32 protein-coding genes are annotated in these 26,695 nt (G+C 34.3%); 29 read left to right on the top strand and 3 right to left on the bottom strand.

Going from position 1 to position 26,695, the window contains the following annotated elements; translation table 11 throughout:
* Positions 1-149: 149 nt before the first annotated feature.
* The 5 genes from NEH75_RS06920 (at position 150) to NEH75_RS06900 (ending at position 2,770) form a co-directional block, all read left to right on the top strand.
* Complete coding sequence (locus tag NEH75_RS06920; RefSeq protein ID WP_055305466.1) at positions 150-938, top strand: class I SAM-dependent methyltransferase; 789 nt, start codon at positions 150-152, stop codon at positions 936-938.
* A gap of 76 nt (positions 939-1,014) precedes the next feature.
* Positions 1,015-1,491 (top strand): dihydrofolate reductase, encoded by a 477-nt coding sequence (locus NEH75_RS06915; protein ID WP_055242010.1) that lies wholly within the window; start codon positions 1,015-1,017, stop codon positions 1,489-1,491.
* 1 nt (position 1,492) lies between these two features.
* Positions 1,493-2,212 carry a lysophospholipid acyltransferase family protein gene (locus NEH75_RS06910; RefSeq protein WP_055242013.1) on the top strand — a complete coding sequence of 240 codons (720 nt, stop codon included), beginning with the start codon at positions 1,493-1,495 and terminating at the stop codon, positions 2,210-2,212.
* A 121-nt stretch (positions 2,213-2,333) separates the two neighbouring features.
* Positions 2,334-2,558 (top strand): hypothetical protein, encoded by a 225-nt coding sequence (locus tag NEH75_RS06905; RefSeq protein WP_055242015.1) that lies wholly within the window; start codon positions 2,334-2,336, stop codon positions 2,556-2,558.
* 14 nt (positions 2,559-2,572) lie between these two features.
* Positions 2,573-2,770, top strand: a complete 198-nt coding sequence (locus NEH75_RS06900) for a hypothetical protein (protein WP_055242016.1) — start codon at positions 2,573-2,575, stop codon at positions 2,768-2,770.
* Between the two features lie 217 nt (positions 2,771-2,987).
* Here NEH75_RS06900 and tnpA read toward each other — a convergent pair whose 3' ends face one another.
* Both tnpA and NEH75_RS06890 read right to left on the bottom strand, forming a co-directional pair.
* Positions 2,988-3,443: an IS200/IS605 family transposase gene (tnpA, locus tag NEH75_RS06895; RefSeq protein WP_262941260.1), complete on the bottom strand. Its 456-nt coding sequence runs from the start codon at positions 3,441-3,443 to the stop codon at positions 2,988-2,990.
* A gap of 205 nt (positions 3,444-3,648) precedes the next feature.
* Positions 3,649-3,933: a hypothetical protein gene (locus NEH75_RS06890; protein ID WP_055242018.1), complete on the bottom strand. Its 285-nt coding sequence runs from the start codon at positions 3,931-3,933 to the stop codon at positions 3,649-3,651.
* 170 nt (positions 3,934-4,103) lie between these two features.
* Here NEH75_RS06890 and NEH75_RS06885 point away from each other — a divergent pair, with 170 nt between their 5' ends.
* From NEH75_RS06885 to NEH75_RS06810, 16 genes are all read left to right on the top strand, one after another.
* Entirely contained in the window at positions 4,104-5,405 is a 1,302-nt protein-coding gene (locus NEH75_RS06885; protein WP_055242020.1) for a pyrimidine-nucleoside phosphorylase, read from the top strand.
* A gap of 281 nt (positions 5,406-5,686) precedes the next feature.
* Positions 5,687-6,856, top strand: coding sequence for a D-alanyl-D-alanine carboxypeptidase family protein (locus tag NEH75_RS06880; protein WP_055274772.1), 1,170 nt, complete (start codon positions 5,687-5,689; stop codon positions 6,854-6,856).
* 173 nt (positions 6,857-7,029) lie between these two features.
* On the top strand, positions 7,030-7,383 hold the full coding sequence (spoIIAA, locus tag NEH75_RS06875) for an anti-sigma F factor antagonist (RefSeq protein ID WP_055242024.1): 354 nt from the start codon (positions 7,030-7,032) through the stop codon (positions 7,381-7,383).
* Position 7,384: 1 nt separating this feature from the next.
* Entirely contained in the window at positions 7,385-7,825 is a 441-nt protein-coding gene (gene spoIIAB / locus NEH75_RS06870) for an anti-sigma F factor (RefSeq protein WP_055242025.1), read from the top strand.
* A 46-nt stretch (positions 7,826-7,871) separates the two neighbouring features.
* Complete coding sequence (locus tag NEH75_RS06865) at positions 7,872-8,582, top strand: sigma-70 family RNA polymerase sigma factor (RefSeq protein WP_055242027.1); 711 nt, start codon at positions 7,872-7,874, stop codon at positions 8,580-8,582.
* 332 nt (positions 8,583-8,914) lie between these two features.
* Positions 8,915-9,421: a stage V sporulation protein AC gene (spoVAC, locus tag NEH75_RS06860; protein ID WP_055305512.1), complete on the top strand. Its 507-nt coding sequence runs from the start codon at positions 8,915-8,917 to the stop codon at positions 9,419-9,421.
* 39 nt (positions 9,422-9,460) lie between these two features.
* The gene (spoVAD, locus tag NEH75_RS06855; RefSeq protein WP_055305513.1) at positions 9,461-10,465 is read left to right on the top strand and encodes a stage V sporulation protein AD; all 1,005 of its coding nucleotides are present in this window, start codon (positions 9,461-9,463) and stop codon (positions 10,463-10,465) included.
* A 46-nt stretch (positions 10,466-10,511) separates the two neighbouring features.
* The gene (gene spoVAE / locus NEH75_RS06850) at positions 10,512-10,862 is read left to right on the top strand and encodes a stage V sporulation protein AE (protein ID WP_055274776.1); all 351 of its coding nucleotides are present in this window, start codon (positions 10,512-10,514) and stop codon (positions 10,860-10,862) included.
* Positions 10,863-10,902: 40 nt separating this feature from the next.
* On the top strand, positions 10,903-12,366 hold the full coding sequence (locus NEH75_RS06845) for a spore germination protein (RefSeq protein ID WP_055305514.1): 1,464 nt from the start codon (positions 10,903-10,905) through the stop codon (positions 12,364-12,366).
* A gap of 208 nt (positions 12,367-12,574) precedes the next feature.
* Positions 12,575-13,309 (top strand): segregation/condensation protein A, encoded by a 735-nt coding sequence (locus NEH75_RS06840; RefSeq protein WP_055242037.1) that lies wholly within the window; start codon positions 12,575-12,577, stop codon positions 13,307-13,309.
* A complete protein-coding gene (scpB, locus tag NEH75_RS06835; RefSeq protein WP_082411166.1) occupies positions 13,302-13,874 on the top strand; it encodes an SMC-Scp complex subunit ScpB in 573 nt (190 codons plus the stop codon). The genes NEH75_RS06840 and scpB overlap by 8 nt, the downstream gene beginning before the upstream one ends.
* Positions 13,875-13,937: 63 nt before the next feature.
* Positions 13,938-14,081: a hypothetical protein gene (locus NEH75_RS06830; RefSeq protein WP_156344111.1), complete on the top strand. Its 144-nt coding sequence runs from the start codon at positions 13,938-13,940 to the stop codon at positions 14,079-14,081.
* Positions 14,082-14,255: 174 nt separating this feature from the next.
* Positions 14,256-15,359 (top strand): D-alanyl-D-alanine carboxypeptidase family protein, encoded by a 1,104-nt coding sequence (locus tag NEH75_RS06825; RefSeq protein WP_055305515.1) that lies wholly within the window; start codon positions 14,256-14,258, stop codon positions 15,357-15,359.
* Positions 15,359-15,985, top strand: coding sequence for a nucleoside recognition domain-containing protein (locus NEH75_RS06820; protein WP_055274782.1), 627 nt, complete (start codon positions 15,359-15,361; stop codon positions 15,983-15,985). The genes NEH75_RS06825 and NEH75_RS06820 overlap by 1 nt, the downstream gene beginning before the upstream one ends.
* 4 nt (positions 15,986-15,989) lie before the next feature.
* The gene (locus NEH75_RS06815; protein WP_082411177.1) at positions 15,990-16,508 is read left to right on the top strand and encodes a spore maturation protein; all 519 of its coding nucleotides are present in this window, start codon (positions 15,990-15,992) and stop codon (positions 16,506-16,508) included.
* A 132-nt stretch (positions 16,509-16,640) separates the two neighbouring features.
* The gene (locus NEH75_RS06810) at positions 16,641-17,408 is read left to right on the top strand and encodes a pseudouridine synthase (protein ID WP_055305516.1); all 768 of its coding nucleotides are present in this window, start codon (positions 16,641-16,643) and stop codon (positions 17,406-17,408) included.
* 86 nt (positions 17,409-17,494) lie between these two features.
* On the opposite strand, the gene NEH75_RS06805 is transcribed toward NEH75_RS06810, so the two are convergent.
* The gene (locus tag NEH75_RS06805) at positions 17,495-17,728 is read right to left on the bottom strand and encodes a ferredoxin (protein ID WP_055242048.1); all 234 of its coding nucleotides are present in this window, start codon (positions 17,726-17,728) and stop codon (positions 17,495-17,497) included.
* A 233-nt stretch (positions 17,729-17,961) separates the two neighbouring features.
* Here NEH75_RS06805 and NEH75_RS06800 point away from each other — a divergent pair, with 233 nt between their 5' ends.
* The 8 genes from NEH75_RS06800 to NEH75_RS06765 all read left to right on the top strand — a co-directional run bounded on the left by NEH75_RS06800 (position 17,962) and on the right by NEH75_RS06765 (position 26,586).
* On the top strand, positions 17,962-18,945 hold the full coding sequence (locus NEH75_RS06800) for a hypothetical protein (RefSeq protein WP_055305517.1): 984 nt from the start codon (positions 17,962-17,964) through the stop codon (positions 18,943-18,945).
* A gap of 153 nt (positions 18,946-19,098) precedes the next feature.
* Positions 19,099-19,764, top strand: coding sequence for a (d)CMP kinase (gene cmk / locus NEH75_RS06795; RefSeq protein WP_055242051.1), 666 nt, complete (start codon positions 19,099-19,101; stop codon positions 19,762-19,764).
* Positions 19,764-21,440 (top strand): S1 RNA-binding domain-containing protein, encoded by a 1,677-nt coding sequence (locus tag NEH75_RS06790; RefSeq protein WP_055305518.1) that lies wholly within the window; start codon positions 19,764-19,766, stop codon positions 21,438-21,440. Before cmk ends, NEH75_RS06790 begins: the two co-directional genes overlap by 1 nt.
* 137 nt (positions 21,441-21,577) lie before the next feature.
* Complete coding sequence (gene der, locus NEH75_RS06785; protein WP_055274792.1) at positions 21,578-22,888, top strand: ribosome biogenesis GTPase Der; 1,311 nt, start codon at positions 21,578-21,580, stop codon at positions 22,886-22,888.
* Between the two features lie 26 nt (positions 22,889-22,914).
* The gene (locus NEH75_RS06780; RefSeq protein ID WP_055305519.1) at positions 22,915-23,922 is read left to right on the top strand and encodes an NAD(P)H-dependent glycerol-3-phosphate dehydrogenase; all 1,008 of its coding nucleotides are present in this window, start codon (positions 22,915-22,917) and stop codon (positions 23,920-23,922) included.
* 114 nt (positions 23,923-24,036) lie between these two features.
* Positions 24,037-24,285 (top strand): stage VI sporulation protein F, encoded by a 249-nt coding sequence (locus NEH75_RS06775; RefSeq protein WP_055242059.1) that lies wholly within the window; start codon positions 24,037-24,039, stop codon positions 24,283-24,285.
* 337 nt (positions 24,286-24,622) lie between these two features.
* A complete protein-coding gene (gene spoIVA / locus NEH75_RS06770; protein ID WP_055305520.1) occupies positions 24,623-26,098 on the top strand; it encodes a stage IV sporulation protein A in 1,476 nt (491 codons plus the stop codon).
* A 215-nt stretch (positions 26,099-26,313) separates the two neighbouring features.
* On the top strand, positions 26,314-26,586 hold the full coding sequence (locus NEH75_RS06765) for an HU family DNA-binding protein (RefSeq protein ID WP_055242063.1): 273 nt from the start codon (positions 26,314-26,316) through the stop codon (positions 26,584-26,586).
* The last annotated feature ends 109 nt before the right edge of the window (positions 26,587-26,695 follow it).

Here is a 26,695-nt window from a genome sequence, read left to right as displayed (position 1 = left end):
AAAAAAGTCGTTACTAATGTAGTAGCGGCTTTTTTTATAAAAGTAAGTTAGTTTGAAAAACATAAAAAGAAGTTATTTAAAACGGCTTGAACTTCAAAGCATTATCTGTCAAAATATTAAGATAGAGTTTAATGAAAAGCGGTGACATGATGATTATTACAACAGCATTTGATGAAACAGAAGAATTGATTATAAAGGCGAAAGAGTTGTCTGAATCTTTGCAAGTTCCATATATGGCACGAAATAAAAAAACCGTTAAATATCTACTTGAGCATGTCGATCCTCATATTTTTGTTGTGAATAACCAACGTGGACTAAGTTATTATGAACAGGGACAAGAGGAAGTCTTCTTTCATCCGAATATGGCGATGCATCGAATTAAGCAAATTAAGAATGGGCAATCGGATAGTTTAATGACGGCTTGTCAGCTTAAAGAAGGAATGACTTTTTTAGATTGCACGTTGGGATTAGCTTCTGATACATTAGTTGCAAATTATATTGTTGGACCTACTGGGAAAGTGATCTCACTTGAGAAAAGCTTCCCTCTATCTGTTTTAGTAAGGGAAGGATTACAGTATTATGCCACTAATGAAAAGCTGGAGTGGAAAGCAATAATTGATCAAGTATCCATTATTAATACTGATAATTTGGATTATTTAAAACAATGTCCAGATGAGTCAGTGGATGTTGTTTACTTTGATTTTATGTTTAATCAATCAGTAGAAAGTTCACATGGTATTAAAATAATTAAGCCAATTGTATCATATGATGTGATGACGGAAGAACATGTTCAAGAGGCATTAAGGGTAGCTAAAGAGCGTGTCGTTGTTAAATCGAGTTATGGGAATCATCAGCTAGGGAAGCTTGGTTTTCAAATAGATCGTCAAAATCAAAAACGTCATTTCTTCTATGGAGTTATTGAAAAATCTTACAAATAGGTTCATTAAGTGTGCATCGTTTATACTGTTCGGAACGTAGAAGTCAATAAGATTGAATGAGTGAGGAAAGAACATTATGATTTCATTGATTGTTGCCTTTGACCGTCATCAATTGATTGGGTCAAAAAATCGATTGCCTTGGCATTATAAAGAAGACCTTGCTTATTTTAAGCAAACAACGATGGGGCATGATATCCTGATGGGACGTCAAACGTTTGAATCCATTTTATCGTATCAAAATAAGCCGTTACCAAATCGACATCATTATGTTTTAACAACTACAACGAACTATGATTATGAAGAGGTAACGGTACTTGCGAATTGGAAAACGATAATACAGAATTATCCAAAAGAAAAAGAGTTATTTATCATTGGGGGACGTTCGGTTTATGAACAGATATTACCTTATGCTGATCGCTTATATATCACACATATTGATCAAGTATTTGAAGGAGATACCTATTTTCCAACGATTGATTGGAACGAATGGGTGTGTATGAAAGAGTACTTAAGTGGTGAATTACGATTTGCTGTTTATGAAAGGATGAGTTAAGTTGTTAAAATTTTTATGGATTGTATTAGGAATTTTATTAGTTATTATTGTGTTAGCTATTATTGTTGTTTTATGTGTGAACGCTCGTGTTCAACAATTAAAAGATGAAAAATATTCTGCACAGGAGCGTTTTTCATTTATTAGTTGGGTTGTTTCATGGGCGATTCCAGTACTATTTAATGTAAAAGTGAATGCTAAAGGATTAGAAAAGTTAGACCAAGTTAAGCATGGAGTTATTTATGCAAATCACCAAAGTAATATAGATATTGTCGCAATGTTAAAAGCGATTAAAAAACCACATGGCTATGTCGCGAAAAAAGAGTTAGATAATATTTTCTTATTAAGTGATTCAATGCGTTTAATTCAATGTCAATTCATGGATCGTACAGATGTTAGACAATCAGTTAGAGTCATTTCTGCAGCGGCGAAAAGTGTTAAGGAAGGACATTTAATGGTTATTTTCCCTGAAGGGACACGTATGGTTCAGGCTGAAGTTGGTAGTTTTAAAGCAGGAAGTTTTAAATTAGCTCAAAAAGCAAAGGCGGATATTGTGCCAGTAACCATTTATAATAGTTATGAAGTATCTAAACGTTGGCCACGTCGTACAGTAATTAATATGGAAATTCATGATCCAATTCCATACGAAGCATATGAATCATTGTCGACGAATGAAATTTGTGAACAAGTTGAAGTAATTATTAAAGAGCCAATGAAGGCATAAAAAAAAGACTGTTTTGATTTTCAAAACAGTCTTTTTTTGTCAGAAAAATACATAAATAGGTATAAAAAAATGTTTTATTCAAAAAATATAAATATCTTTTATGATGGAGGATATAAAAATCGTGGAACCTCGACAAGAGAAGGAGTCATTGCAAGCAGTGGTTAAAATAGAAGAATGGCTTTTTCTTATCTTACTTGGAATGATTCCAGTCATCAATTTAATTGCCTTTCTTTACTTGAGCTTTAGTCGAAAGATTAATGTTAACAAGCGTAATTTTGCAAGAGCTGTCTTAATTTACTTAATCATTATCTTAATCTTAGTGATTTTGACAACTATTTTGTTATAAAAGGAGTCATCGACATGAAAAAAAATCGTTCTGTTCAAAGTAATCAGGATTATCCGAGTGCTTTTTCTCACGCTTGGCAAAATGAGATAAATCGCTGCATGTTTGGAAATTTATTAACTCCATTTGAATATGGAAATGAATTTGGGTCAGAATTGATATTTAATGATTTATCTATGACATCAGATGAAGAAAAAAAGAATAGTAAAAAATAAAACTGTGAAGGAAATACCTTTACAGTTTTTGTTCCTTAAGACGAAGTAAAACGCTTACTGGAGTTGAAAATAAAAACCACCCGTCAAACGGGTGGTTTTCACTAGGGCTATAAGCCCTTGTTACCGGCTAGCGTCTCAAGGCGCTAGCTTTCACTTTGTTCAAGCTACTTGCCTTTGCCGCTTTTGCTTACTCCTAAAGGAGTTTTCGTATGGCTAGCTACCCTTTAAAAGGGTCTTCATATTCTTTTACACTTAATTTATCCATGGCTATATCATGGCTTTCTTGTTCCTGTCTATATTTCTTAATCGTTGCTTCATTTAATCCAACTGTACTTACGTAATATCCTTCGGCCCAAAAGTGTCTATTTCCAAATTTATATTTTAAATTTGCATGTTTATCAAAAATCATCAATGCACTTTTCCCCTTCAAATATCCCATGAAACTTGAGACACTCATTTTTGGTGGGATACTTACTAACATATGGACATGATCTGGCATCAGATGTCCTTCTATTATTTCTACTCCTTTGTAGGCACATAATTGTTTTAATATATCTCTTATACTGGTTTTATATTGATTATAAATTATTTTTCGTCTATACTTAGGAGTAAACACAATGTGATACTTACACATCCACTTTGTGTGAGATAAACTATTTGCCTTATTGGCCATAAAAATCACCTTTCTCTTCTAAAATAGTAGCCTGAACAACTCTATTATAGGAAGAAAGGTGATTTTTTAGTGGTATAACCCTTATTTCCCACCCGCATAGCAGGTGGTTTTATGTTTCGCACGCTTCGCGAGCTCAACAGGCTAAAGCCTTTAATAAAAAGTGATAATCGCTCGATTATCACTTCTAAATGGAAGATATGTTCGTTTATCGATAAAGACTTACTACATTTGTGGCGTAAGATCTTGGCTTACGATGTTGATTGATGAATAAATCTTTAACAATGGTTGACTGATAGACGATTCTCACATGATTTCCAAGACATTTAATATTATGTTGGTTGAAGTAGTCAATAATTCGTGATTCAAGGGTCATATTTGAAATTTGAGAGAAGATATTTTTCATCGTATCTAAATCAATTTGTTGATCATAAAGAAAAAGATAGATGACTGTTTCTTTATTTTCGCATAAAATTTTGTGTTGTCGAAACATGTTTTCACCTCAGTTTGTTAAGGTTATATTTCTATTTTTCCACGAGCCAGTCTAAGTATTCAATAAAACAAATTTTTTAGCATATATTTTATTGAAGCAGTTTCAAGAGGAATAACTTTAGGGTATAATTTAAGGGGATTTTATTCTGTGTAAAGAAATAGGTGATAATAATGAGAATGGTAGATTTAATTTCTAAGAAGAGACATAATATTGAGTTAACAACCGCTGAAATTGAATGGATTATTAATGGATATACAAACAAAGAGATTCCGGATTATCAGATGTCAGCTTTATTAATGGCTATTGTTTTTAATGATATGACGAAAGCAGAACGTTTAGCATTAACTCAAGCAATGGTTAATAGTGGAGATGTTGTTGATTTATCAGCTATTGAAGGAGTTAAAGTTGATAAACATTCAACAGGAGGTGTTGGAGATAAAACGTCTTTAATCTTAGGTCCTCTTGTTGCATCAATGGGCGTACCTGTTGCGAAAATGAGTGGTCGTGGTTTAGGTCATACTGGTGGGACACTTGATAAACTTGAATCAATCTCAGGAATGAAAATTGAAATTGAGATGGATCAGTTTATTCAGCAAGTCAATGATATTAAGTTAGCGATTATTGGTCAAACAGGAAATTTAGCCCCAGCTGATAAATATTTATATGCTCTTCGTGATGTAACTGGAACTGTTGAGTCAATTCCTTTAATTGCTTCTTCAATTATGAGTAAGAAAATTGCAGCGGGTGCAGATGCGATTGTCTTAGATGTTAAGTTTGGAGCAGGGGCCTTCATGAAAACATTAGATGATGCAAAAGAATTAGCCACTGCAATGGTTGAAATTGGACGTGATGCAGGTCGTGAAACAGTTGCCTTTTTAACAGATATGAATCAACCATTAGGATTTGCCATTGGAAATGCCCTTGAAGTTAAAGAGGCGATTGAGACCTTAAGTGGAAATGGTCCTAAAGACTTAGAAGAGCTTGTTTTACAATTAGCCAGTCACATGGTTGTGTTAGCCAAAAAAGCTGCTAATACTGAGCAAGCTTATGCGCAACTAAAAGAAAAATTACAAAATGGTGAAGCTTTACAAAAGTTTAAAGAGTTTGTTGCGGCACAAGGTGGAGATACTTCTCAAATTGAAAATCCTGAATTATTACCAACGGCGTCTTCTGTTATCCCAGTCACTGCAACAGAAGCTGGATATGTTGAGAAGATTGACGCATTGTCAATTGGAATTGCTGCTATGAAATTAGGAGCAGGTCGTGCGACAAAAGAAGATACCATTGATATGGGTGTTGGTGTAGTATTAAATAAAAAAGTTGGGGAAGCCATCAATCAAGGTGATGTCTTAGCTTATGTTCATACAAATCAAGCAGATTCCCAAGAAGCTATTGAATACATTAAAAAAGCTTATGAGATTTCTTCATCTTCAGTTTGTTCACCTACTTTAATTTATGATATTATTGCCTAGGTTAATCTAATTTTAGTTTGACAAAATAGGTGTGTTTATTTTTGTTTTTTTCATCTCGTTTTAAAGGAGTCGAAAGCTTATCGACTCCTTTTTCTATTTAATTCAGTTATTCAACGGACTTAAACAAATTGAGTGAGTGTTCCTCGTTTTTCTATTTTATCCGCTAATCTCTTCATAAGTTACAAAATAAAAATTAGCGGCCTTCCTAGAGACACTGCATATTTTAATTCCTCTTTTCATACATGTGTAGTAACGCTGCAGGTAGAAAAAGAGGTGCAAAAATGAAAATAAGAAAAGTGTTAATTAGTCTAGTTACATGTTTTATCGTTAGTTGTTTTATTCATGTGACCATCGTTCAAGCTGATGACTTAGTGACGGATGGAAAAGCAGCCATTCTAATCGAAGCGGAAACCGGAGAAATTTTGTACGAAAAAAATTCACATGAACAACTTGCTCCAGCTAGTATGACGAAAATGATGTCAATGTACTTAATTCTTGAAGCAATTAATAATGGATCAATGCAATGGGATGAAGTGATTCGCGTAAGTGAACATGCAGCGAGTTTAGGTGGATCACAAATCTATTTAAAACCAGGTGAAGAAATGCAAGTGCGGGATTTGTTTAAAAGTATTGCTATTGCTTCAGCTAATGATGCAGTGACTGCGCTAGCGGAACGTGTAGCGGGTACGGAAGAAGCCTTTGTAGAAAAAATGAATGCAAAGGCCAAAGAGTTAGGAATGAATGATACAGTCTTTAAAAATCCAACAGGATTAACAGAAGAAGGCCATTTGACAACTCCTTATGATATGTCGATTATTGGTCGTCATTTAGTACAAGATTATCCTGAAATTATAGAATTCTCTGGACTTTATGAAGATTATATTCGTCAAGATACAGAATCACCATTTTGGCTTGTTAATACGAATAAGCTTCTAAAATATGTAGATGGTGTAGATGGCCTAAAAACAGGATACACGCAAGAAGCAGGTTACTGTTTGACGGCGACAGCGAACCGTGGAGAGATGCGCGTTATTGCTGTTGTAATGGGGGCAAGTAAATCCGATATTCGTAATCAAGAGGTGACTCGCCTAATTGAGTATGCTTATGGACAATATGAACTTGTACAAAAACTTGAAGGCCAAAAAGTTGTTTCAAATGGTTATAATATGCTGGCTAAAAATCGTAGTTTTGAAATTGTTACATCTGAACCAGTAACAGTGCTTAAAAAGAAAACAGATGCTGAACAAGAATCAAAATATGATTTAAGTTTAAATGAAGAAATTAAATTACCGATTCAACCGGGTGACCAAGTTGGAATATTAACTTACTACTACAACGGAAAAGCATATAAGGAAATTCCACTAACCGTTAAAGAACCAGTAGAGAAAAATAGTTTTATTGGACTTTTAGGATATATAGTGTCACAAATCTTATTCGGGGAAAATGCATAACATGTTTTATGCATTTTCCTCTTTTTTTTTAATTTTAAGACAAATAGAGTCGTGATTTTAATCTTTCTTTATTTACGTATAAAAAAATAAAAACACTATAATTGTCGAAAATGACATATAAACTCAAACTTTCATTTAAAATGAAATCAATCTGACACGGGAAGGGGATTATTATGAGTATAACTGTCTCACTTTATGTTGAAAATCAAGTGTTATATGTGAATTTAAATGGAGAGTTAGATCATCATACATCTGATCAATTACGTAGCCGACTTAATACTGTGATGAGTGAATCACAGATTAAACATATCGTTTTTAACCTTAAACATTTGGACTTTATGGATAGTTCAGGAATTGGGATTATTTTAGGACGATATAATCAATTAAAAGCTGTCAATGGATCGGTCATGGTTATTGGTATGAAACCATTAGTCGCGAAAGTGTTTGAATTATCAGGACTTTCACAAATTATTAAAGTAATTAATGATGACTCGCATCTCGAGTCTGTAATTAGGGGGATTGCATAATATGAATAATGAAATGCATTTACAATTTCCTGCAAAAAGTATTAATGAAAGTTTTGCAAGACTTGTCATTATTGGCTTTATTGCACCGCTTGATCCAAATGCACAAGAATTAAATGAAATTAAAACGATTGTCTCAGAAGGCGTTACGAATGCCATTATTCATGGCTATGAAGATAATGAAAATGGAATCATCGATATGAAAGCAAGTCTTGAGGGACGACGCTTGCGTGTGACAATCCAAGATTTTGGAAAAGGGATTGAAAATATCGAATTAGCTAAACAGCCTCTTTATACAACGAAACAAGAAGAGGAACGTAGTGGACTTGGATTTATGATCATGGAGTCATTTAGTGATCAATTTGAAGTTAAATCAGTTCTAGGAATAGGAACAACCATTTCATTTGAAAAAGAATTTTTACCAGTAGATTCATCAACGAAGTAACATGACAAACATGATACTTAAATGACAAGGCATGAGGGATGGTTAGATGAATAAAAAAGAAATTCAAGAGCTGATTAAAAAGGCTCAAAGTGGTGATGAAGAAGCAAAGTTAATATTAGTTAAGAATCATATGGATTTAGTTTGGTCGGTTGTTCATAAATTTGGTCATTTAGAAGTTGAGAAAGATGATTTATTTCAAATTGGATGTATGGGCTTATTAAAGGCAATTATTCAGTTCGATGCTTCTTATGATACGACATTATCTACTTATGCGATTCCTCTAATTATTGGAGAAATTAAAGCCTTTATTCGTGAACAGAGTCCGATTAAGATTAGCCGTAGCATTAAAAGTAATATTCATAAAATTCAAGAAGTCAAAGATCAATTAAATAAGTCATTAGAACGAGAGCCTACGATTAAAGAACTCGCAGAAGCAACAGAATTAACAGAAGAGCAAATCATTTTGGCATTAAATGCTCCAATGAATGTGGCTTCTTTAGATAATTATGAAAAAGAAGATATGCCACTGATTGAGCGAATTCCAAATCATCAAGAAGGGATGCAACTTGAGCAAAAGATTGTGTTAAAACAATTAGTCTCAAGTTTAGATCCAATCGAGAAAATGCTAATTTATTTACGCTTTGATTTAGGATATACGCAATCTGAAGTGGCAAAACGCTTAGAAATTAATCAAGTAGCTGTTTCTCGTTTGGAGAAGAAGATTCTAAAGGAATTAAAAGAAAAAATGACGACCTAAAAAGAGCGTGTCTCAAAATGACTGAAGTTTTATAGTCATAGAGCGATACGCTCTTTTTTTGTTTTTATTCGTATATACCTGTCATCAATGTTAATTTTAAGTTTATCTATTATTGTCACGCATGACCAAAAGAAGGTGTCTATGTTTCAAAAAATGAGTTTGTTTGATTATTTTTTGATTGTTATCGAATGATAACAATCTTTTTTTATTATTTTATTAATTATTTATATGAAATGTTAATTTATAAGGAAATTTGAGTGACTAGCTAATAATTTCTAGAAAAAAAGTTATATTAAAGTGTAGAGTTCATTTTTGAGGAGTGGTGACAAGACGTGAAAACGAAAAAATATGAAGAAGTCATAAAAAATCATGAAGTAAAACCCAATTATGTGAAAAATGCTGCTGTTTCATTTTTCTTTGGTGGCCTAATCTGCTTGGGTGGTCAATTGCTGATCGAAATGTATATTCATTGGTTTGGGTTTGTTCGAGAGACTGCTAGTACACTTGCGTTAGTCACTGTTATTTTAATTACAACTATCTTAACCGGTTTAGGTGTTTATGATGAGTTTGGCCAAATTGCAAAAGCAGGAGCTTTCGTGCCAATCAGTGGATTTGCGAACTCATTAACTTCAGCGGCGTTAGAAAGTAGAAGTGAAGGAGTGGTCCTTGGAATTGCAACGAACCTCTTTAAGCTAGCAGGGGCTGTTATTGTGTTTGCTGTTGTTTCTGCTTATGTGTTTGGAATTATTCGCTATTGTTTAGTAGAGTTTAATATTTTCCCTCAACTTAAAGAGTTTGAGGAGATGATGAGGGTAGTGGGGCTTCTAATTATCCGATGATGATTAATCAATGAATTTCATAAGAAAAGGATGGTAGCGATGAAAGTTGGAAGTCAATCATGGAAATTTAATAATAACGTCTATTTACTAGAGACGGCAACGGCAGTTGGTCCATTAGAGTCACAGGGACCATTAAAAGATGATTTTGATATTTTATACGATGAACCTTACTGTGGTCAAAAATCATGGGAACAAGCGGAATCACAATTAATGAGAAGTGCTATTCAAAAAGTCATTAATAAAGCAAAAATTAAAGAAAGTGATATATCTGTTTCATTTGCTGGAGATCTTGTGAATCAAATTGTTCCAACACACTATGTCTTTAGAGAAACGAATATTCCGTTTTTTGGGATTTATGGAGCGTGTTCAACATCAATGGAGTCTTTATTATTAAGTTCCATTTTTGTTGATAGTGATAATGCTAAAATTGCATTAGCAGCAACAAGTAGCCATAATTCATCAGCAGAGCGTCAGTATCGTAATCCAACAGAATACGGTGGCCCTAAACCGGATACAGCTCAGTATACCGTAACTGGTTCAGGTGTTGCGTTAGTAAGTCATAAAAAAACTAAAATTCGTATTGAATCTGGAACCGTTGGAATTATCGTTGATGCTGCACAAAATGACGCAAATGATATGGGATCAGCGATGGCACCAGCCGCGGCTCAAACCATCAAACAACATTTTCAAGATTTAGGACTTCAACCTTCTTATTATGACCTCATTTTAACAGGTGATTTAGCAACGTGTGGAAGCCCAATTCTAATTGATATATTAAAAGGTGAAGGATACGACATTAGTCAACAACATAATGATTGCGGAAAGTTAATTTTCTCTGAAGACCAACCCGTATTTGCTGGTGGTAGCGGTTGTGGCTGCTGTGCGGTTGTAACTTATGGGCATATTAAAAAATTATTAGAAGAGAAAAAACTAAAACGTGTATTAGTTGTTGCAACTGGTGCTTTATTAAATCCAATAATTTTACAGCAAAAAGAAACAATTCCATGTATTGCACATGCTGTTGCTTTATGTGCTGCAGATTAAGTAAAAGATTAAAGATAATTTTAATAAGAAAGAAGCGATTATAGAGATGATATTTATAAAAGCCTTTATTGTCGGTGGTATTATTTGTGCAATCGGACAATTGATATTAGATTATTTTAAGTTAACGCCGGCACATATTACTTGTGGATTTGTTGTTGTAGGAGCTGCACTTGATGTATTTGGATTATATGATAAATTAATTAAATTTGCTGGAGCTGGAGCTCAGCTTCCAATCATGAGTTTTGGACATTCAGTCATTCACGGTGCCATGGAAAAATCAGAACAGTTAGGTTTTATTGGAATCGGGATGGGAATGTTCGATTTAACAGCCGCCGGAATTACAGCCGCCATTTTATTTGCATTTATAGTTGCCTTGATTTTCAAACCAAAAGGATGAGAGATAAAGGACAGATTTATCAAGGGAAAGGTGGGATAATATGGCCTACGATCCATATGTACCAGTCGAGAAAAATATCGATGAGACTCAAAAGATATTAGAAGACAAGTTAGGCTTCGGAAAAAGTTTTGATGTTGGTCAGCGTGAGATTGTCGTAATGGAACGTCGCATTCAGCTGTATTATATAACAGGGTTAGTTGATTCAGAACTAGTTGTAGATTTAATGACGCAGTTATTGTTATTAAATAGTTTACCACATCCAAACGATGACGTTTTTCAAACGATTCATAATCGACTTGTTCACCAGCAAGTCACGGTTACAGATAAAGTCAATGATATTTGTACCTCTGTTTTAAGTGGATTAGTTGCGATTATAGTTGATAAAGAAACTCAAGCTTTTGTTGTCGATGTTCGTAGCTACCCAGGACGTGGTCCTTCAGAACCAGATACAGAAAAAACAGTTCGTGGATCAAGAGATGGTTATACAGAAAATATTATTGTCAATACGGCTCTGACGCGTCGCCGTATTCGAACAGGAAAACTTCGAAATATTATTTTGAAGGTTGGCGACCAATCGAAAACAGATGTTGTTTTAATGTATATTGAAGATATTGCAGATCAAAGCATGGTTGATGAGGTAAAACATCGTATTGAGCAAGTTAAAGTTGATGGATTAACGATGACTGATAAAGAATTAGAAGAATTTATTACTGGTCAAGTCTATAATCCTTATCCTCTTGTACGATATACGGAGCGTCCAGATGTTGTAGCTGCTCATTTATATCAAGGAATGATTGCCATTATTGTTGATACGTCACCAAGTGTTATGATTGGACCCGTGACTTTGTTCGATCACTTAACAAGTGTGGAGGAGTATCGTCAAACTCCTGCTGTGGGAACCTTCTTACGCCTTATTCGTTATGCTGGGATTATTGTATCAGTCTTCCTAATGCCAACATGGCTATTATTCGTGCTTCATCCAGAATATTTACCTGATTTTCTGAATTTTATAGGACCACAAGAAGAAGGCAATATCCCAATTGTTCTTCAAGTTATATCAGGTGAAATTGGAATGGAGTTTTTACGTCTAGCCTCTATACATACGCCAACGGCTATTTCCTCAGCTCTTGGGATCGTATCTGCGATTTTAATTGGTCAAGTGGCTGTTGATGTAGGATTATTTGGACCAGAAATTTTATTCTATGTAGCTATTGGAGCTTTAGGTGCTTTTGTTACACCAAGTTATGAGCTAGGACTAGCTAATAAAATGTTTAAATTATTTATTATTGTCGGAACAGCACTTTTAGGATTATGGGGGTACATTGGAACGATTGTTGTTGGATTAATTTTCTTAGCAACAATGAAAAGTTTCGGTAAGCCATATTTATACCCACTGATTCCATTTAACTTTAAAGCTTTATTAAAAAGTGTCATTCGTTATCCAATTCCTTATCGATATAATACGCATAAAAGGCAAGAACAACAAAAATCACAACCTGAATAAAAGAGGAAAGTTCCTAATCACTCATGATTGTATGATAGTGAAGGAACTTTTTTTCAATTCTTTAGCTTATTGAGATAAATAGAGAAGTTAGGGATATCATGAACTAAACATCAATAAAAGGAAGTATGTTTTTTTCTTAGACTTATTGTACAAATGTTAAAAATTCGCTACAATTAAGAAATGTTATTAAGTAGGAAGTAGGTGGGTTATGAGTTATGAAGTACGAATTGATGCGTTTGAAGGGCCACTTGATTTACTTTTACACTTATTAAAAGAAGCCAAAGTAAATATTTATGATATTAAAATTGCCGAGATTACGCAGCAGTACTTAGATTATATTCATGCCATGGAAGATTTGAAGCTTGAGATTGCGTCAGAATATTTAGTAATGGCCGCAACTTTAATTGAGATAAAGAGTAAGAGCTTATTACCGAAACAGGTCGTTGAAATAGAAGATGAATATGAAGAGGATTCAAGAGAAGCTTTGATTCAACGATTAGTTGAATATCAACAGTATAAAGAAGTGACGAAAGAGTTACGAGAGTTAGAAGAAGAACGTGGACAGTTCTTTACGAAACCACCGATTGATTTTTCTGATTATATTGATCAAGAAGCTAAGCTTCCACAAAACCTTCAAGTAGAACAATTAATTTCAGCTTTTGAGAAATTACTACGTCGTCATAAATTAGCCAAACCATTGAAGACAAGAATTGTACCACAAAATATTTCCGTAGAAGAACGAATGCGATCATTAGGTCAACAGTTAAAATATAAGAAACGCGTTGCATTTATAAGTTTGTTTGATCGTTTTGATAAAGAATATATCGTTGTAACCTTTTTAGCACTACTTGAACTGGTAAAAGGAAATCAAATCAGTATTTCTCAACAAAATTATTATGAGGATATTTATATTTCTAGTTTAGAAGGTGATGAAATTGTTTAAACAAGAACGTTTAGGTATTTTAGAAGGGTTATTATTTGCTGTTGGTGATGAAGGGATTAGTACACAGCAATTAGAATACGTTTTAGAAGTAAATGAAGTTGAAATTAAATCATTATTGATTGAATTAAGAGAACGATATGCAAGTATTAGTAGTGGAATTGATATTATTGAAGTTGCAGGTGTCTATAAAATGACAACTAAAAAAGATCATGCAATTTATTTAAAACGTTTAATTCAAAACCCAAATCAACGTGGATTATCGAATGCGGCACTTGAGGTTCTAGCGATTATTGCCTATCGTCAACCAATTACCCGTCATGAAATTGAAAATATTCGTGGGGCAAGTAGTGATAATGTTCTAAGAAAGCTTTTAACGTTCTCTCTTATTGAAGAAGCGGGACGTTTGGAAGGACCAGGACGTCCTATTTTATTTAGAACGACGGACGATTTCTTAGATTACTTTGGTATTAAGACATTAGAGGAATTGCCAGAGTTACCATTTGTTACACCAGACTTTAATTTAGATGAAGAATCAGACTTATTTAGTTTCTCTGAGGAAGAGTAAATACTCATTATCATTTTGTACATACTAAAAAGGTATCCTATTTTAAGTACAGGAGGTTTTAGTATGCCAAAAGATCCGAAAAGTAAAAAAGTATCTAAAGCTAAAGCTGCTAAAAATACAGTAGATGTAGAAATTGCAGCTGAAGTGGTTGATGATTCAAAACCAAAACTTAAAAAAGGTAAAAAACCGAAAAAAACATATAATTAAGCATTGAGAGCTAAAGCTACCTTATCAATAGATGGGGTAGCTTTTTTTGTTAAAAGTCGTATACAAATCGTGTAGATGTTTAAAAATCTGTCATAACAGGTGTTTTTATTCACTGATATTTTATGGACATGCATCATACAGTTGTAATAGTTACAGGACTGAGGTGAGCAGAAAATGAAAAAAATTAAAATACTATTGACTATTGCGATATTCGTTGTCTTATTAGCGAACGATTCGAACGGGGTATCGGCAATGGAGATTAGTTCGCAATGTGGGATTCTGATGGAACAATCGACAGGGCGTGTGTTATATGAAAAGTGTCCAGATGATCAAATGTATATTGCAAGTATTACGAAAATCTTAACAACCATTGTTGCGATTGAAAATGCAAATCTGGATGAATGGGTAGAAATATCTGATAATGTCACACGCCAAGTGGGTTCAGCTTTGTATTTAACGTTAGGCGATCAAGTGAAACTAATTGATTTACTATATGGTCTCATGCTTCGATCTGGGAATGATGCCGCAATGGCAATTGCGGAATTTGTTGGGGGCGATGAAGCAAGTTTTGTTAAGATGATGAACGACAAGGCAAAAGAAATCGGAATGACAAATAGTGTATTCCAAAACCCTTCCGGGTTAGATGAGACCACTTATAATTTATCGACGGCTAGAGATATGGCACTCATCATGCAATATGCGATGAATAATCCAATTTTTAGAGAAATTACAGGAACAGAAACACATAAGGCAACTACTAAAAATGGGATGACTTATGTTTGGCATAATAAACATAAATTGGTAACTGGTTATTATGAGTATGCCATTGGGGGAAAAACAGGGTTTACCAAACAAGCTAGACGAACGCTTGTGACATCTGCACGTAAAGATGATATGGAATTAGTTGTAGTAACATTAAAAGCAGGCGATGATTGGAACGATCATATGAATTTATTTAATTATGGATTTGATAATTATCAGGTACAGACCATTATTGAACCAGGGGAAATTCAAGTCTCGAATCAAACATTAAGTGATAAGTTATATGTTGAAAAAATGGTCAATGTGATTGTTAAAAAAGATGGAAGTGAAAAAGTGACAACTAATTTATCATTATATAAAAAAGCAAAGGACAATGAAGTTGGGGTACTGCAAGTTTTAATTAATGGAGAAATTCAACAAGAGATTCCTGTTTATAAGGCTATTACACCAAAAGTTGAAAGCCAATCTTGGTTTGATAAATTAATGAATTGGTTTACAGGGGCGGTGAGCTTCTAATGATACATAAAATATGGATGGGACTTTTTACAGTCGGTATTATCTATAGTTTTTTTTATGGAACAACAAGTGAAGTCAATAACGCGATTTTATCTGGAGCACAAGAAGCTATTAATTTAGTCATTTACCTAGCAGGGATTATGGTGTTTTGGACGGGCGTGTTACAAGTGGCTAATCATTCGAAGATGCTTGATGTCCTTTGCAAGGTATTGGCTCCAGTGACACGCTTTTTATATCCAAAACTTCGAGCGGATCATCCAGCTTTAAAATATTTAACGACAAATATGGTAAGTAATTTATTAGGATTAGGAAGTGCCGCCACGCCAACAGGTCTTAAAGCAATGAAAGAATTACAAGCGACCAATCCCGATCCAAGCAAACCTAGTTTTGAAATGTATACACTTCTTGTCATGAATACAGCAGGATTTACAATTATTCCAACTACTATCATTGGGGTGAGGCATATGTATCATTCAACTAATCCGAGTGAAGTGTTTTTACCTATTCTATTTGCTTCAGGAATCACGACGATTGGTGGGCTAATCATTCATAACATTTATAGTCGAATGAAACGAATTCCTTCGTCTGGTGATAAAACGATTGCTAAGCGCTATGAAAGAAGGTGATGCGGTGGGAGCGATTAGTGTCTATGTTTTACCTGTATTTTTACTTTCTGTTTTCATGATGGCGTTTGTTAATAAAACAAATGCGTTTGATCACTTCGTTGAAGGGGCTAAAGAGGGGATGAGAACGACAGTATCTCTCGTTCCGAATATTGTTGGAATGATTGTAGCGATTAAAGTGTTTCTTGCCTCAGGGATTGTTGATGCCATTGCACAGTTTCTAAATCCTGTCTTAACAGCGATTCATGTGGATGCTCATGTGTTACCTCTTATGATTCTTAGGCCACTTTCAGGATCAGCTGCTTTAAGTGTAACAACGGATTTAATCTCTATTTATGGTCCAGATTCAACAGTTGGTCGTTTAGCTTCAATCATGCAAGGAAGTACAGATACAACGATTTATATTATTACGGTTTATTTCGCTGCAGTGGGACTAAGTGAAATGAAACATGCCCTTAAACTAGGGTTAACAGCTGATTTAATCGGATTTTTTGCTGCTATTTTAGCAGTCTCACTTTTCTTTTAAGAGTTAAATCACATATGAAATAACACCTCGATTGGATTAAACATTGATTTTTACTTATAATAAAGGTAAAATGATGGTTAAATACAAATTCTTGTCGAATTTAGTATCATCTCTGATTGGAGGATTTTTTACATGGAACGATTACAGAAAGTTATTGCCCATGCTGGAGTTGCATCACGTCGTAAGGCAGAGCAACTAATCTTAGAAGGAAAAGTAACTGTTAATGATAAAGTAGTTCGCGAATTAGGTGTTAAAGTAACTGGAAAGGAAAAAATCGAAGTAGAAGGCATCCCGCTACAACGTGAGAAAAAAGTTTACTATGTTTTACATAAACCACGTGGATTTGTAAGTACGGTATCAGATGAGAAGAATCGTCGTACGGTTGTAGACTTCTTCCAAGATAAAGTATCAGAACGTGTTTATCCGGTTGGTCGTTTAGATTACGATACAGCAGGTGTTTTATTAATGACTAATGATGGTGATTTTGCAAATAAAATGATGCATCCAAGTGGAGAAATCGATAAAGTTTATTTAGCACGTGTTAAAGGAATCGTGACACAAGAAAGTTTAAAGCCATTAGCTCGTGGAGTTAAAATTGATGGATATCAAACGAAACCAGCAACAGCTCAATTAGTGTCAGTGGATAAGAAAAATCAATCCTCATTAGTTCGATTAGTGATTCATGAAGGCCGCTACCATCAAGTTAAAAAGATGTTTGATGCAATTGGATTCCCTGTTAAGAAGCTACGTCGTGAGCAATTTGGAAACATTGATGTAGCTGGACTTGCGGCGGGAGAATTCCGTCCATTAACGCCACATGAAGTTAAAACATTAATTTCGATGGCAAATGATAAAAAAGAAAAACCGAAATTACGCTTTACAAAAATGCGTCAATTCTAAAAAAAGAGCGATTAGTGATCACTAATCGCTCTTTTTTTGAATAAAACATAAAAAAATCCTACATAATAATGTGTGATTTGGTAATATTAGTTAAAAGGTGAGTCTTGAACTTTGATTGCTTCAGTTGGGCATCCTTCTGCAGCATCAATAACATCAGCTTCTAAGCTAGCTTCAATTGCAACAGTACCAGTGTTGTTATCTCCTGAAAATACGTTTTCTGCGTATCCTTCATCATCATATCCGAATACATCTGGAGCTACAGCACCACATGCACCACAAGCGATGCACTCATCTTTTGAAACAATTGTGAATTTAGCCATTGTTTTGTCCCCCTTCACAGGAATGATAGTTTGATATCGTATAATTCAGTTGAATTACATGACTTATTATAAACTAAAAAGACAAAAAAATTCAAATTTAATACTCTAAATAAAATAAAATTATGATATAATTACCTAGTCTTATTTGTTTTTTTTACAAAATAGTAAATAAATCGATATTAAATGTCGGTGCATGATATAAAAATTGTTTAGGAAAAAGGAGTGTGAGTGAGGTGGAACAAAAGGCGGATTATGCTGAATTACGAAGATTGTACTTTAGTCATCCTGAAAAAGATAAAACGCCATCTCATTCGATTGAATCTAACTTTGAATCAGAATTAGATGAACCACTTGAAACGCCTTCTTCTCGTCTACATGAGGTGATGACATCAACTCTAGATGCGAATGAGATGTTTTCATCGATTGGTCAAGATGAGGTAAATGAATTTACGACGCAATTAAGTCAACGTTCAAATGACATTATTCATGCGTTACACGATAAATATGGAGCCCGTACCTATTCAAAAATTACCCAAATGATTAAAAGTGAAGATTTCAGTGAATGGGAGCAATTAGAACAAGAATTACTTTCTGTTCAAGTTGAGTCATTAGTTGAGGAGTCAAGCGATGCTAAATTAGAACCGTCTGGTTTATCACTGTTTGAAGATTCATTTGAAGAATTAGCACTTGATGCGGACGCAGATTTGGATTATTTAGATGCCCTTGTTCAACATGATTACGGCCGTTTACGAAAGTTACAATCTGATAGTGAATGTATTAGCTCTATTTTTAGTGAAATTATTGAAAATGAGCAAAAATCAAGTTCTAATTATCAAGATGATGTTTTTAATAAAAATATTGAATTAATCTTTAATTCAGATGTTGATTTAGATGATTGTGAGTGGGAAGAATTTGAGCGACCGATGATTCAACCGTTAACAACAGATTTAAATGAAACCATTGATCAATTGAAACAAAATACTCAATCATTAGAGACGGAGAAAGTAATAGCAGTTGAACATAAGCAAGCAAGTTTAGAAGTTTTTTATTCTGAACAAAAGAAAGAACAATTAGCAGTGGACGAAGCAACAATGATGGATGAAGTCGTTACTCAACCTATTAAACACAATAAAGTTAATGCATTAAATATGTATATTTTAATGACAGGAATAGTTGTTTTAGCGATTATAATCTATTTAGTGTTACAATCTAAATAAGTAATTTGATTAAACTAAACAGAATCGAATTTAATTCGATTTTTGTTTAGTTTATTTTTTGTAAATATTATGAATAATTGGGGTGAGAACCCTATTTTGTTGTTGTTTATAAATGAAATAATGTGATAAAATAATTACAGTCGAGGTGATAATATGGTTCGTTCTAAAGTAATTGCAATTGATGGACCAGCAGCAGCAGGAAAAAGCACAATTGCTCAAAAAGTAGCTCAAATGTTAGGGTATGTATACATTGATACAGGTGCGATGTATCGTGCAGTAACGCTAAAAGCATTAAATCAAAATATTGATGTTGAAGATGAAGAAACAATTGCAAAAATGCTTCAAGATACAAGTATTCGTTTAACGAATGATAAAAAAGTATTCTTAGATGGAGAAGATGTGACGGATGCAATTCGACAACCGATTGTATCACAAAATGTTTCAGCCGTTTCAGCTCATAAATTTGTTCGTGATGAATTAAAACGTCGTCAAATTGAGTATGCTAAAACAGATAATGTGGTCATGGATGGACGCGATATTGGGACAAACGTATTACCAGATGCAGATTATAAAATCTTTATGACTGCTTCTGTGGAAGTTCGTGCACAACGTCGTTATGATGAAAATTTAAGACGTAACATTCCATGCGATTTAGAAACTTTAAAACAAGAAATTCAAACGCGTGATGAATTAGATTCAACACGTAAACATTCACCATTAATTAAGGCTGAAGATGCGATAGTCGTAGATACTTCAGATTTAACAATTGATGAAGTGATCGATGCAATTATAAATATTGTAAAAGGTGGGGAAAAGTAATGAAACAATTCGATGGTTTCAACCATGAAGAAATGACAATGGGTGACGTATTAGCAATGGAAAACTTTGATTTACCATCAGTAAATGATGTGATCGAAGGTGAAGTTGTTCGTGTAACAAATCAAGAAGTAACTGTTGATATCCATGGGGCAACCGAAGGAACAATTTATTTAAGTGAATTAACATTAGATAAAGTTGATTCAGCTAAAGAAGTTATTAAAGTTGGAGATAAAATCAAAGCGATGATTAAAAAAGTAGACGATGAGCAAATCTTATTATCTCGTCGTGCTTTACTTGAGTATCAACGTTTCCAAGACTTAAAAGTAGCGTTTGAAAAAGGGGAAACATTAGAAGCAAAAGTTGAACGCGCTGTAAAAGGTGGATTAATTGTAAACATCGGAATGGAAGCTTTTTTACCAGCGAATATGATTGACGTTACATATGTTTCTGATTTAGAACAATATGTAGGACAAACCGTTTCAGTACGTATTGTTGAGTTCAATGCTCGTAATAAAAAAATTAAAGTATCTCGCAAAATCGTTGTGGCTGAGCAATTAAAAGCACAACGAGAAGACCAATTCTCAACACTAACAGTTGGAGAAGTGGTTGAAGGGACAGTTGTCCGTATTGAAAAATACGGGGCATTCGTTCGCTTTGGGGCTTTAGAAGGATTAGTACATATTTCTGAGATTTCTCACTTACCAGTAGAAAAAGTTGAAGATGTGTTAGCTGTAAATCAAGCAGTGACAGCTAAGGTGATTAAAATTGAAGGAACAAAACTTCAATTATCAATCAAAGCTATTTTACCAACTCCATTTGAACAATTCGTTTCAGCCCATCAGGTAGGGGATATTGTTGAAGGTGAAGTTGTTCGTTTAATGGATTTTGGAGCATTTGTTGAGGTAGCACCAGGCGTAGAAGGATTAGTTCACCTTTCTGAATTATCTTGGGATCATAAAGTGAAGCTTGAAGATATTGTATCTGAAGGAAAACGTGTATCTGTACGTGTTCTTTCAATTGATAGCCAAAATCAGCGTTTAGCTTTATCAATCAAAAAAGTTGAACAAGATCCATGGGTAGCCTTCGGACATAACGTTGGAGATGTAATTAAAGGTCAAGTGACGAATATCACGGACTTAGGGGCATTTATTAAAGTTGCTCCATATATTGAAGGTTTATGTCATTATACAGAAACTTCATGGAATCCTAATGTGAAATTAGCGTCATTAGTTGCTGTTGGGGATGAAGTTGAAGTGAAAATTATTTCATTAGATGCTAAAAAACATCGCTTAGGATTATCTTTACGTCAAGTAAAATCAAATCCTTGGACAGAAGTAACATTTAAATCTGGAGATGTGATCACTGGGAAAGTAGAATCAGCGAATGATCGTGGTGCTTTCGTGGCAGTTGCTGAAGATGTCGTTGGCTTCTTACCAATGAATCAAATCACTGAAAAACGTATCTCTCGTGTAGAAGATGCGTTATCAATTGGACAAGATGTTGACGTAAAAGTAGTTCGTTTTGAACCAAATAATTTTAAACTAGAATTAAGTATTCGTCGTATTAAAGAAGATGCAGAGCGCGAAGAATTCAATAAATATATGCAACAACAAGAAACAGTAGAAAATGAAACATTAGGGGATTTATTTGGGGACGCTTTAAAAAACTTACTATAATAAATTCCAAGTTTCAGTTATAAAAAGGGGGAATTTCCCCCTTTTTATATTCATGATTGAAAATTTGACTAATGCCGTCAAAAACTACTATAATATTAACGACTTATTTTTGTGTAAAGATGAAAGAAGGTGGCAACATGGTATTACCTGTAGTAGCAATCGTAGGACGTCCAAACGTTGGAAAGTCTACAATTTTTAATCGTATCGTAGGATCACGTGTGTCAATCGTAGAAGATGAGCCAGGGATTACTCGTGACCGTATTTACAGTAGTGGAGAATGGTTAACACGTAAATTCAATGTTATTGATACGGGTGGTATTGAAATTGGTGATGAACCATTTATGAAACAAATTAAGCATCAAGCGGAAATCGCAATGGATGAAGCCGATGTTATCGTATTTGTTACAAATGCTCGTGATGGAATCACGCAAGCGGATCAAGAAGTGGCAAATATGTTATATAAGACAAATAAACCAGTGGTTTTAGTTGTTAATAAAGTCGATGACGTAAACTTCAAGGAGCAAATCTATGAATTCTATTCATTAGGTTTAGGTGATCCAATTGCAACATCAGCCGTTCATGGGATTGGATTTGGGGACATGTTAGATCAAATTGTGTTAAACATGCCTGAGAAAAAAGGAATGGAATATGATGAAGATGTCACAAAATTCTGTTTAATCGGACGTCCAAACGTTGGGAAATCTTCGTTAACAAATGCGCTTCTTGGTGAAGAACGTGTTATTGTTAGTGATATTGCTGGAACAACACGTGATGCAATCGATACAGAGTTCACTAAAGATGGACAAAAATATGTAGTTATCGATACTGCTGGTATGCGTAAGCGTGGTAAAGTATATGAAACAACTGAAAAATATAGTGTTCTTCGTGCCTTAAGTGCTATTGATCGAAGTGATGTTTGTTTAATTGTAATTGATGCCTCTAAAGGGTTAATCGAGCAAGACAAGCGTGTGGCAGGATATGCACATGAAGCTGGAAAAGCAGTTGTGATTGTAGTAAATAAATGGGATGCAATTGAGAAAACTGATAAAACGATGAAAGAATGGGAAGATTTAATTCGTACTGACATGGCGTTCTTAGACTATGCCCCAATTGTCTTCTTATCTGCTTTAACAAAACGTCGTTTACATACTTTATTTGAACCATTAAATTTAGCGGCTGAAAACCATAAGAAACGTGTCGTAACACATGTCTTAAATGATGTCATTATGGATGCAGTGGCAATGAATCCAACGCCAACTCATAATGGACAACGTTTACGTGTTTACTATGCGACACAAGTTTCAACACAACCACCAACATTTGTTATTTTCGTAAATGATCCTGAATTATTACACTTCTCATATAAACGTTATTTAGAGAACTGCTTACGTCAGGCATTTGGATTCGAAGGTACACCAATTCATATCATTGCAAGAAATCGTGATTAATGATAGGTTAATGAGGAGGATTTATAATGGCTAAGAATGTAACAGTAGTGGGTGCTGGGAGTTGGGGAACAGCATTAGCACAAGTTTTATGTGATAATCAAAATAATGTAAAATTATATGACTTAAATCAAGAAATTGTGGATGATATTAATCAAAATCATCGTAATTCACGTTTCTTTGCAGATGTTCAGTTACCAGTTGGACTAGTTGCAACAACAAATTTAACAGAAGCATTAAAAGATGCACAAATAATTTTACTTTCTGTTCCAACGAAAGTGATTCGTGATGTCTTAAAAACGATTAATGAGCAGTTAGATCACGCTGTCATGATTATTAATGCAAGTAAAGGGATTGAACCTGGAACGCATAAGCGTGTATCTGAAATTGTAGCTGAAGAAATTGATCAAACTTACTTAGAGGCGTTTGTTGCCTTATCGGGACCTTCTCATGCTGAAGAAGTGATTGAGCGTGCGCTGACAACCGTTACTTGTGCGGCAACAGTAGCAGATAAAGCAAATGAAATTCAAAAAATGTTTAATAATGAATATTTCCGCGTTTATCGTGTCGATGATTTAATCGGTGTTGAAATTGGTGGGTCAATTAAAAATGTGATTGCACTTGCTGCTGGAATCATTGCGGGACTTGGATATGGAGATAATCCGAAAGCCGCTTTAATCACACGTGGCTTAGTTGAGATTAAACGTCTTGGAGCAGCTGTTGGAGCAAAAGAAGAAACATTCAGTGGTTTAAGTGGTTTAGGCGACTTAATCGTAACATGTACGTCTGTTCATAGCCGAAACTGGCAGGCTGGATATAAAATCGGAAGTGGTTCAAATCTTCAAGAGGCGATCGATAGTATGACGATGGTCGTTGAAGGAGTACGAACTTGTCAAGCGACATATGAAATGGCACAAGCTTTACAGATTGAAATGCCAATTGTTGAAACGGTTTATGAGGTTATTTTCAATAAATTAGATCCACGTGTTGCAATTGCTCAATTAATGACTCGTGAGATGAAACCTGAGTTTTATTAATGATAAAAAACTTTTAGGATTGGACAAAAAATATAAATTATTTGCCTAATAGGTACAAATTACCTCCTGGTGTCATATGTTATATTGAACATGAGACATGAGGAGGTTTTAATTATGTTTGATAATCTTTTTGGACGATTTGGGAAAGATGTAAATGTGAATCAAGCGGATCTTTTTAATATTGCCGACCAAGCTTCTACAATGGATTTGAAAAATGAAGAGCAAGTTCGTGCTTTGATTCAAAGTGTTGGGGCAATGGTAGGACGTAAAGTAGATAAATCAGTTGAAGATCAATTAACAAAAATGATTATTAATGGGGAAGTTCCAACTGATATGAATGAATTATTAAAAATGATGATGTAACCATCATCAATGGTTTTAATTAAGATGGTATTGATTGAGAAAAGAACTTAGCTACGCTAAGTCCTTTTTTTGTTTGAATAAAGTAAAAGATAATCAAGAATATAAAATTCATTAAAAGTTATCATATCTGACACACAGTGATGCATATAATTCGAAGAAAACGCAGGCCTGCAGCCTAATTCACAATCAAATTAGGTTAGAGTGAATCATAAAAATTCATTCAATCGCAGTACAGTAGAAAAGTTTTTAAAAGTTTTATTTAAATTCTCTCATAAAGTAGAGGATAAGCATCATACATTGATATTGACAAATATAAGTGAAAATGGAGGTTTACGATATGGAAACTAATGAACTGATGAGAGACGTCTTTGCCCGCACTAATGGAGAATTCTATTTAGGTGTAGTAGGAGCAGTTCGTACGGGAAAATCTACGTTCATCAAAAAATTCATGGAAACACTTGTTATTCCATTAGTTGAAGATGAAAACGTAAAAAAACGTATGATTGATGAATTACCTCAAAGTGCGAATGGAAAAACAATTATGACAACGGAACCAAAATTCGTTCCAGCACAAGCCGTAAATGTAACGGTTGAAGGAGAAGTATCAGCAAATATTCGCTTAATTGACTGTGTGGGATACGTGATTCCGAGTGCGGTTGGTTATGAAACAGAAGAAGGACCACGCATGGTTAATACACCATGGTATGAAGAACCAATTCCATTTGTTGAAGCCGCAGCAATTGGAACACAAAAAGTGATTGAAGATCACTCACATATTGGAATTGTAATGACAACTGATGGATCGATTGGAAACTTTGATCGTGAGGATTACTTAGAAGCTGAGCAATTAGTTATCGAGCAATTAAAAGCGATTAATAAACCATTTATCGTCATCTTGAATACGACGCATCCAAAAACAGAAGATGTGGCGGAGTTACGTGGACAATTACAAGATGAATATGGGGTTCCAGTTATTCCATTAAGTGTTGAAAATATGACGAAAAAAGATATCTATAGTGTGTTAACTGAAGCATTATATGAATTCCCAGTTTCAGAATTAGATATCAAATTGCCAAGTTGGGTGGATGCTTTAAGTGATGACAACTGGTTAAAAGCTCGTTTCTTAAAATTAATTAATCAAAGTACAAATGAGTTTTATAAGCTTCGTGATATCAACTACTTAGCTGAAGAGTTAAAAGCAGAAGATATCGTTGAAGATTGCTATATTAGTGCCCTTGATGCTGGGGTGGGGTTAGCTGAATTAGAAATTAAAGTTCCTAATCAGTTATACGATCAAATCTTAACTGAATTAGTTGGACCAATTAAAGATAAAGCAGATTTAATGTATTTATTACAAGATTATGCAAATATTAAAAAAGAATACGAACCAATCGCGGGTGCTTTACAAATGGTAAAACAACTTGGATATGGGATTGCCACACCAGCTATTGAAGATATGACTTTAAGTGAGCCAACAGTCGTTAAACAAGGGGCTCGCTATGGCGTACGCTTAAAAGCGATTGCACCATCTATTCATATGATTCGTGTTGATGTTGAATCTGTTTTTGAACCAATTATTGGAACTGAACAACAAAGTAAAGATTTAATCGACTACATCTTAAAAGATGCGGATGAAAATCCATTATCAATTTGGTCAACTGAAGTCTTTGGACGTTGCTTAAGTGACATCGTTCGTGATGGAATTTCTGCTAAACTATATGCAATGCCAGAAAATGCTCGCATGAAACTTCAAGAAACATTAATTAAAATTGTCAACCAAGGTAATGGCGGATTAATTGCGATCATGCTATAATGTATGCGAAAATTCTCTCATCAGCCTGTTGATGAGAGAATTTTTATTATTATTTTGAAAAATTTTGCTTAGTTGTTTAAAGCTTACGGAATTATTACATAATAGGATAAAATAGTGTTATATCAACAAAATATGCAAATAAATGTTTGCAACCCTATAGGGGGTGTGGTAAACTTTTACTTGCAATGAAACATCTTAGGAGGTATTTAAAACTTATGAACCGTTCTCAATTAGTAGATAAAATCGCTGAAAAAGCTGAGTTAACAAAAAAAGATGCAGATAAATTTTTAAGTGCTTATATCGAAACAGTAACTGAAGCGTTACAACAAGATGACAAAGTAGCTTTAGTAGGATTCGGTACATTCGAAGTTCGCGAACGTGCTGCACGTCAAGGACGTAACTTACATACTGGAGAAACTATTGAAATCGAAGCTAGCAAATACCCAGCTTTCAAAGCTGGAAAAGCTTTAAAAGACGCTTTAAAATAATTGATAGATGATTGACAAGACAACTTCTGATGAGTTGTCTTTTTTTTCATTTTTTTAGCACCTTTAGAACATGGTATAATAACAATAGATTTCATCGTTTAGCATACAT

Source organism: Turicibacter sp. T129 (assembly GCF_025594975.1).
In the GTDB taxonomy this organism is placed as follows: Bacteria; Bacillota_I; Bacilli_A; order MOL361; family Turicibacteraceae; genus Turicibacter; species Turicibacter bilis.
Note: the sequence above shows the minus strand (reverse complement) of the source record. Positions and strands in the feature narration are given on the sequence as shown.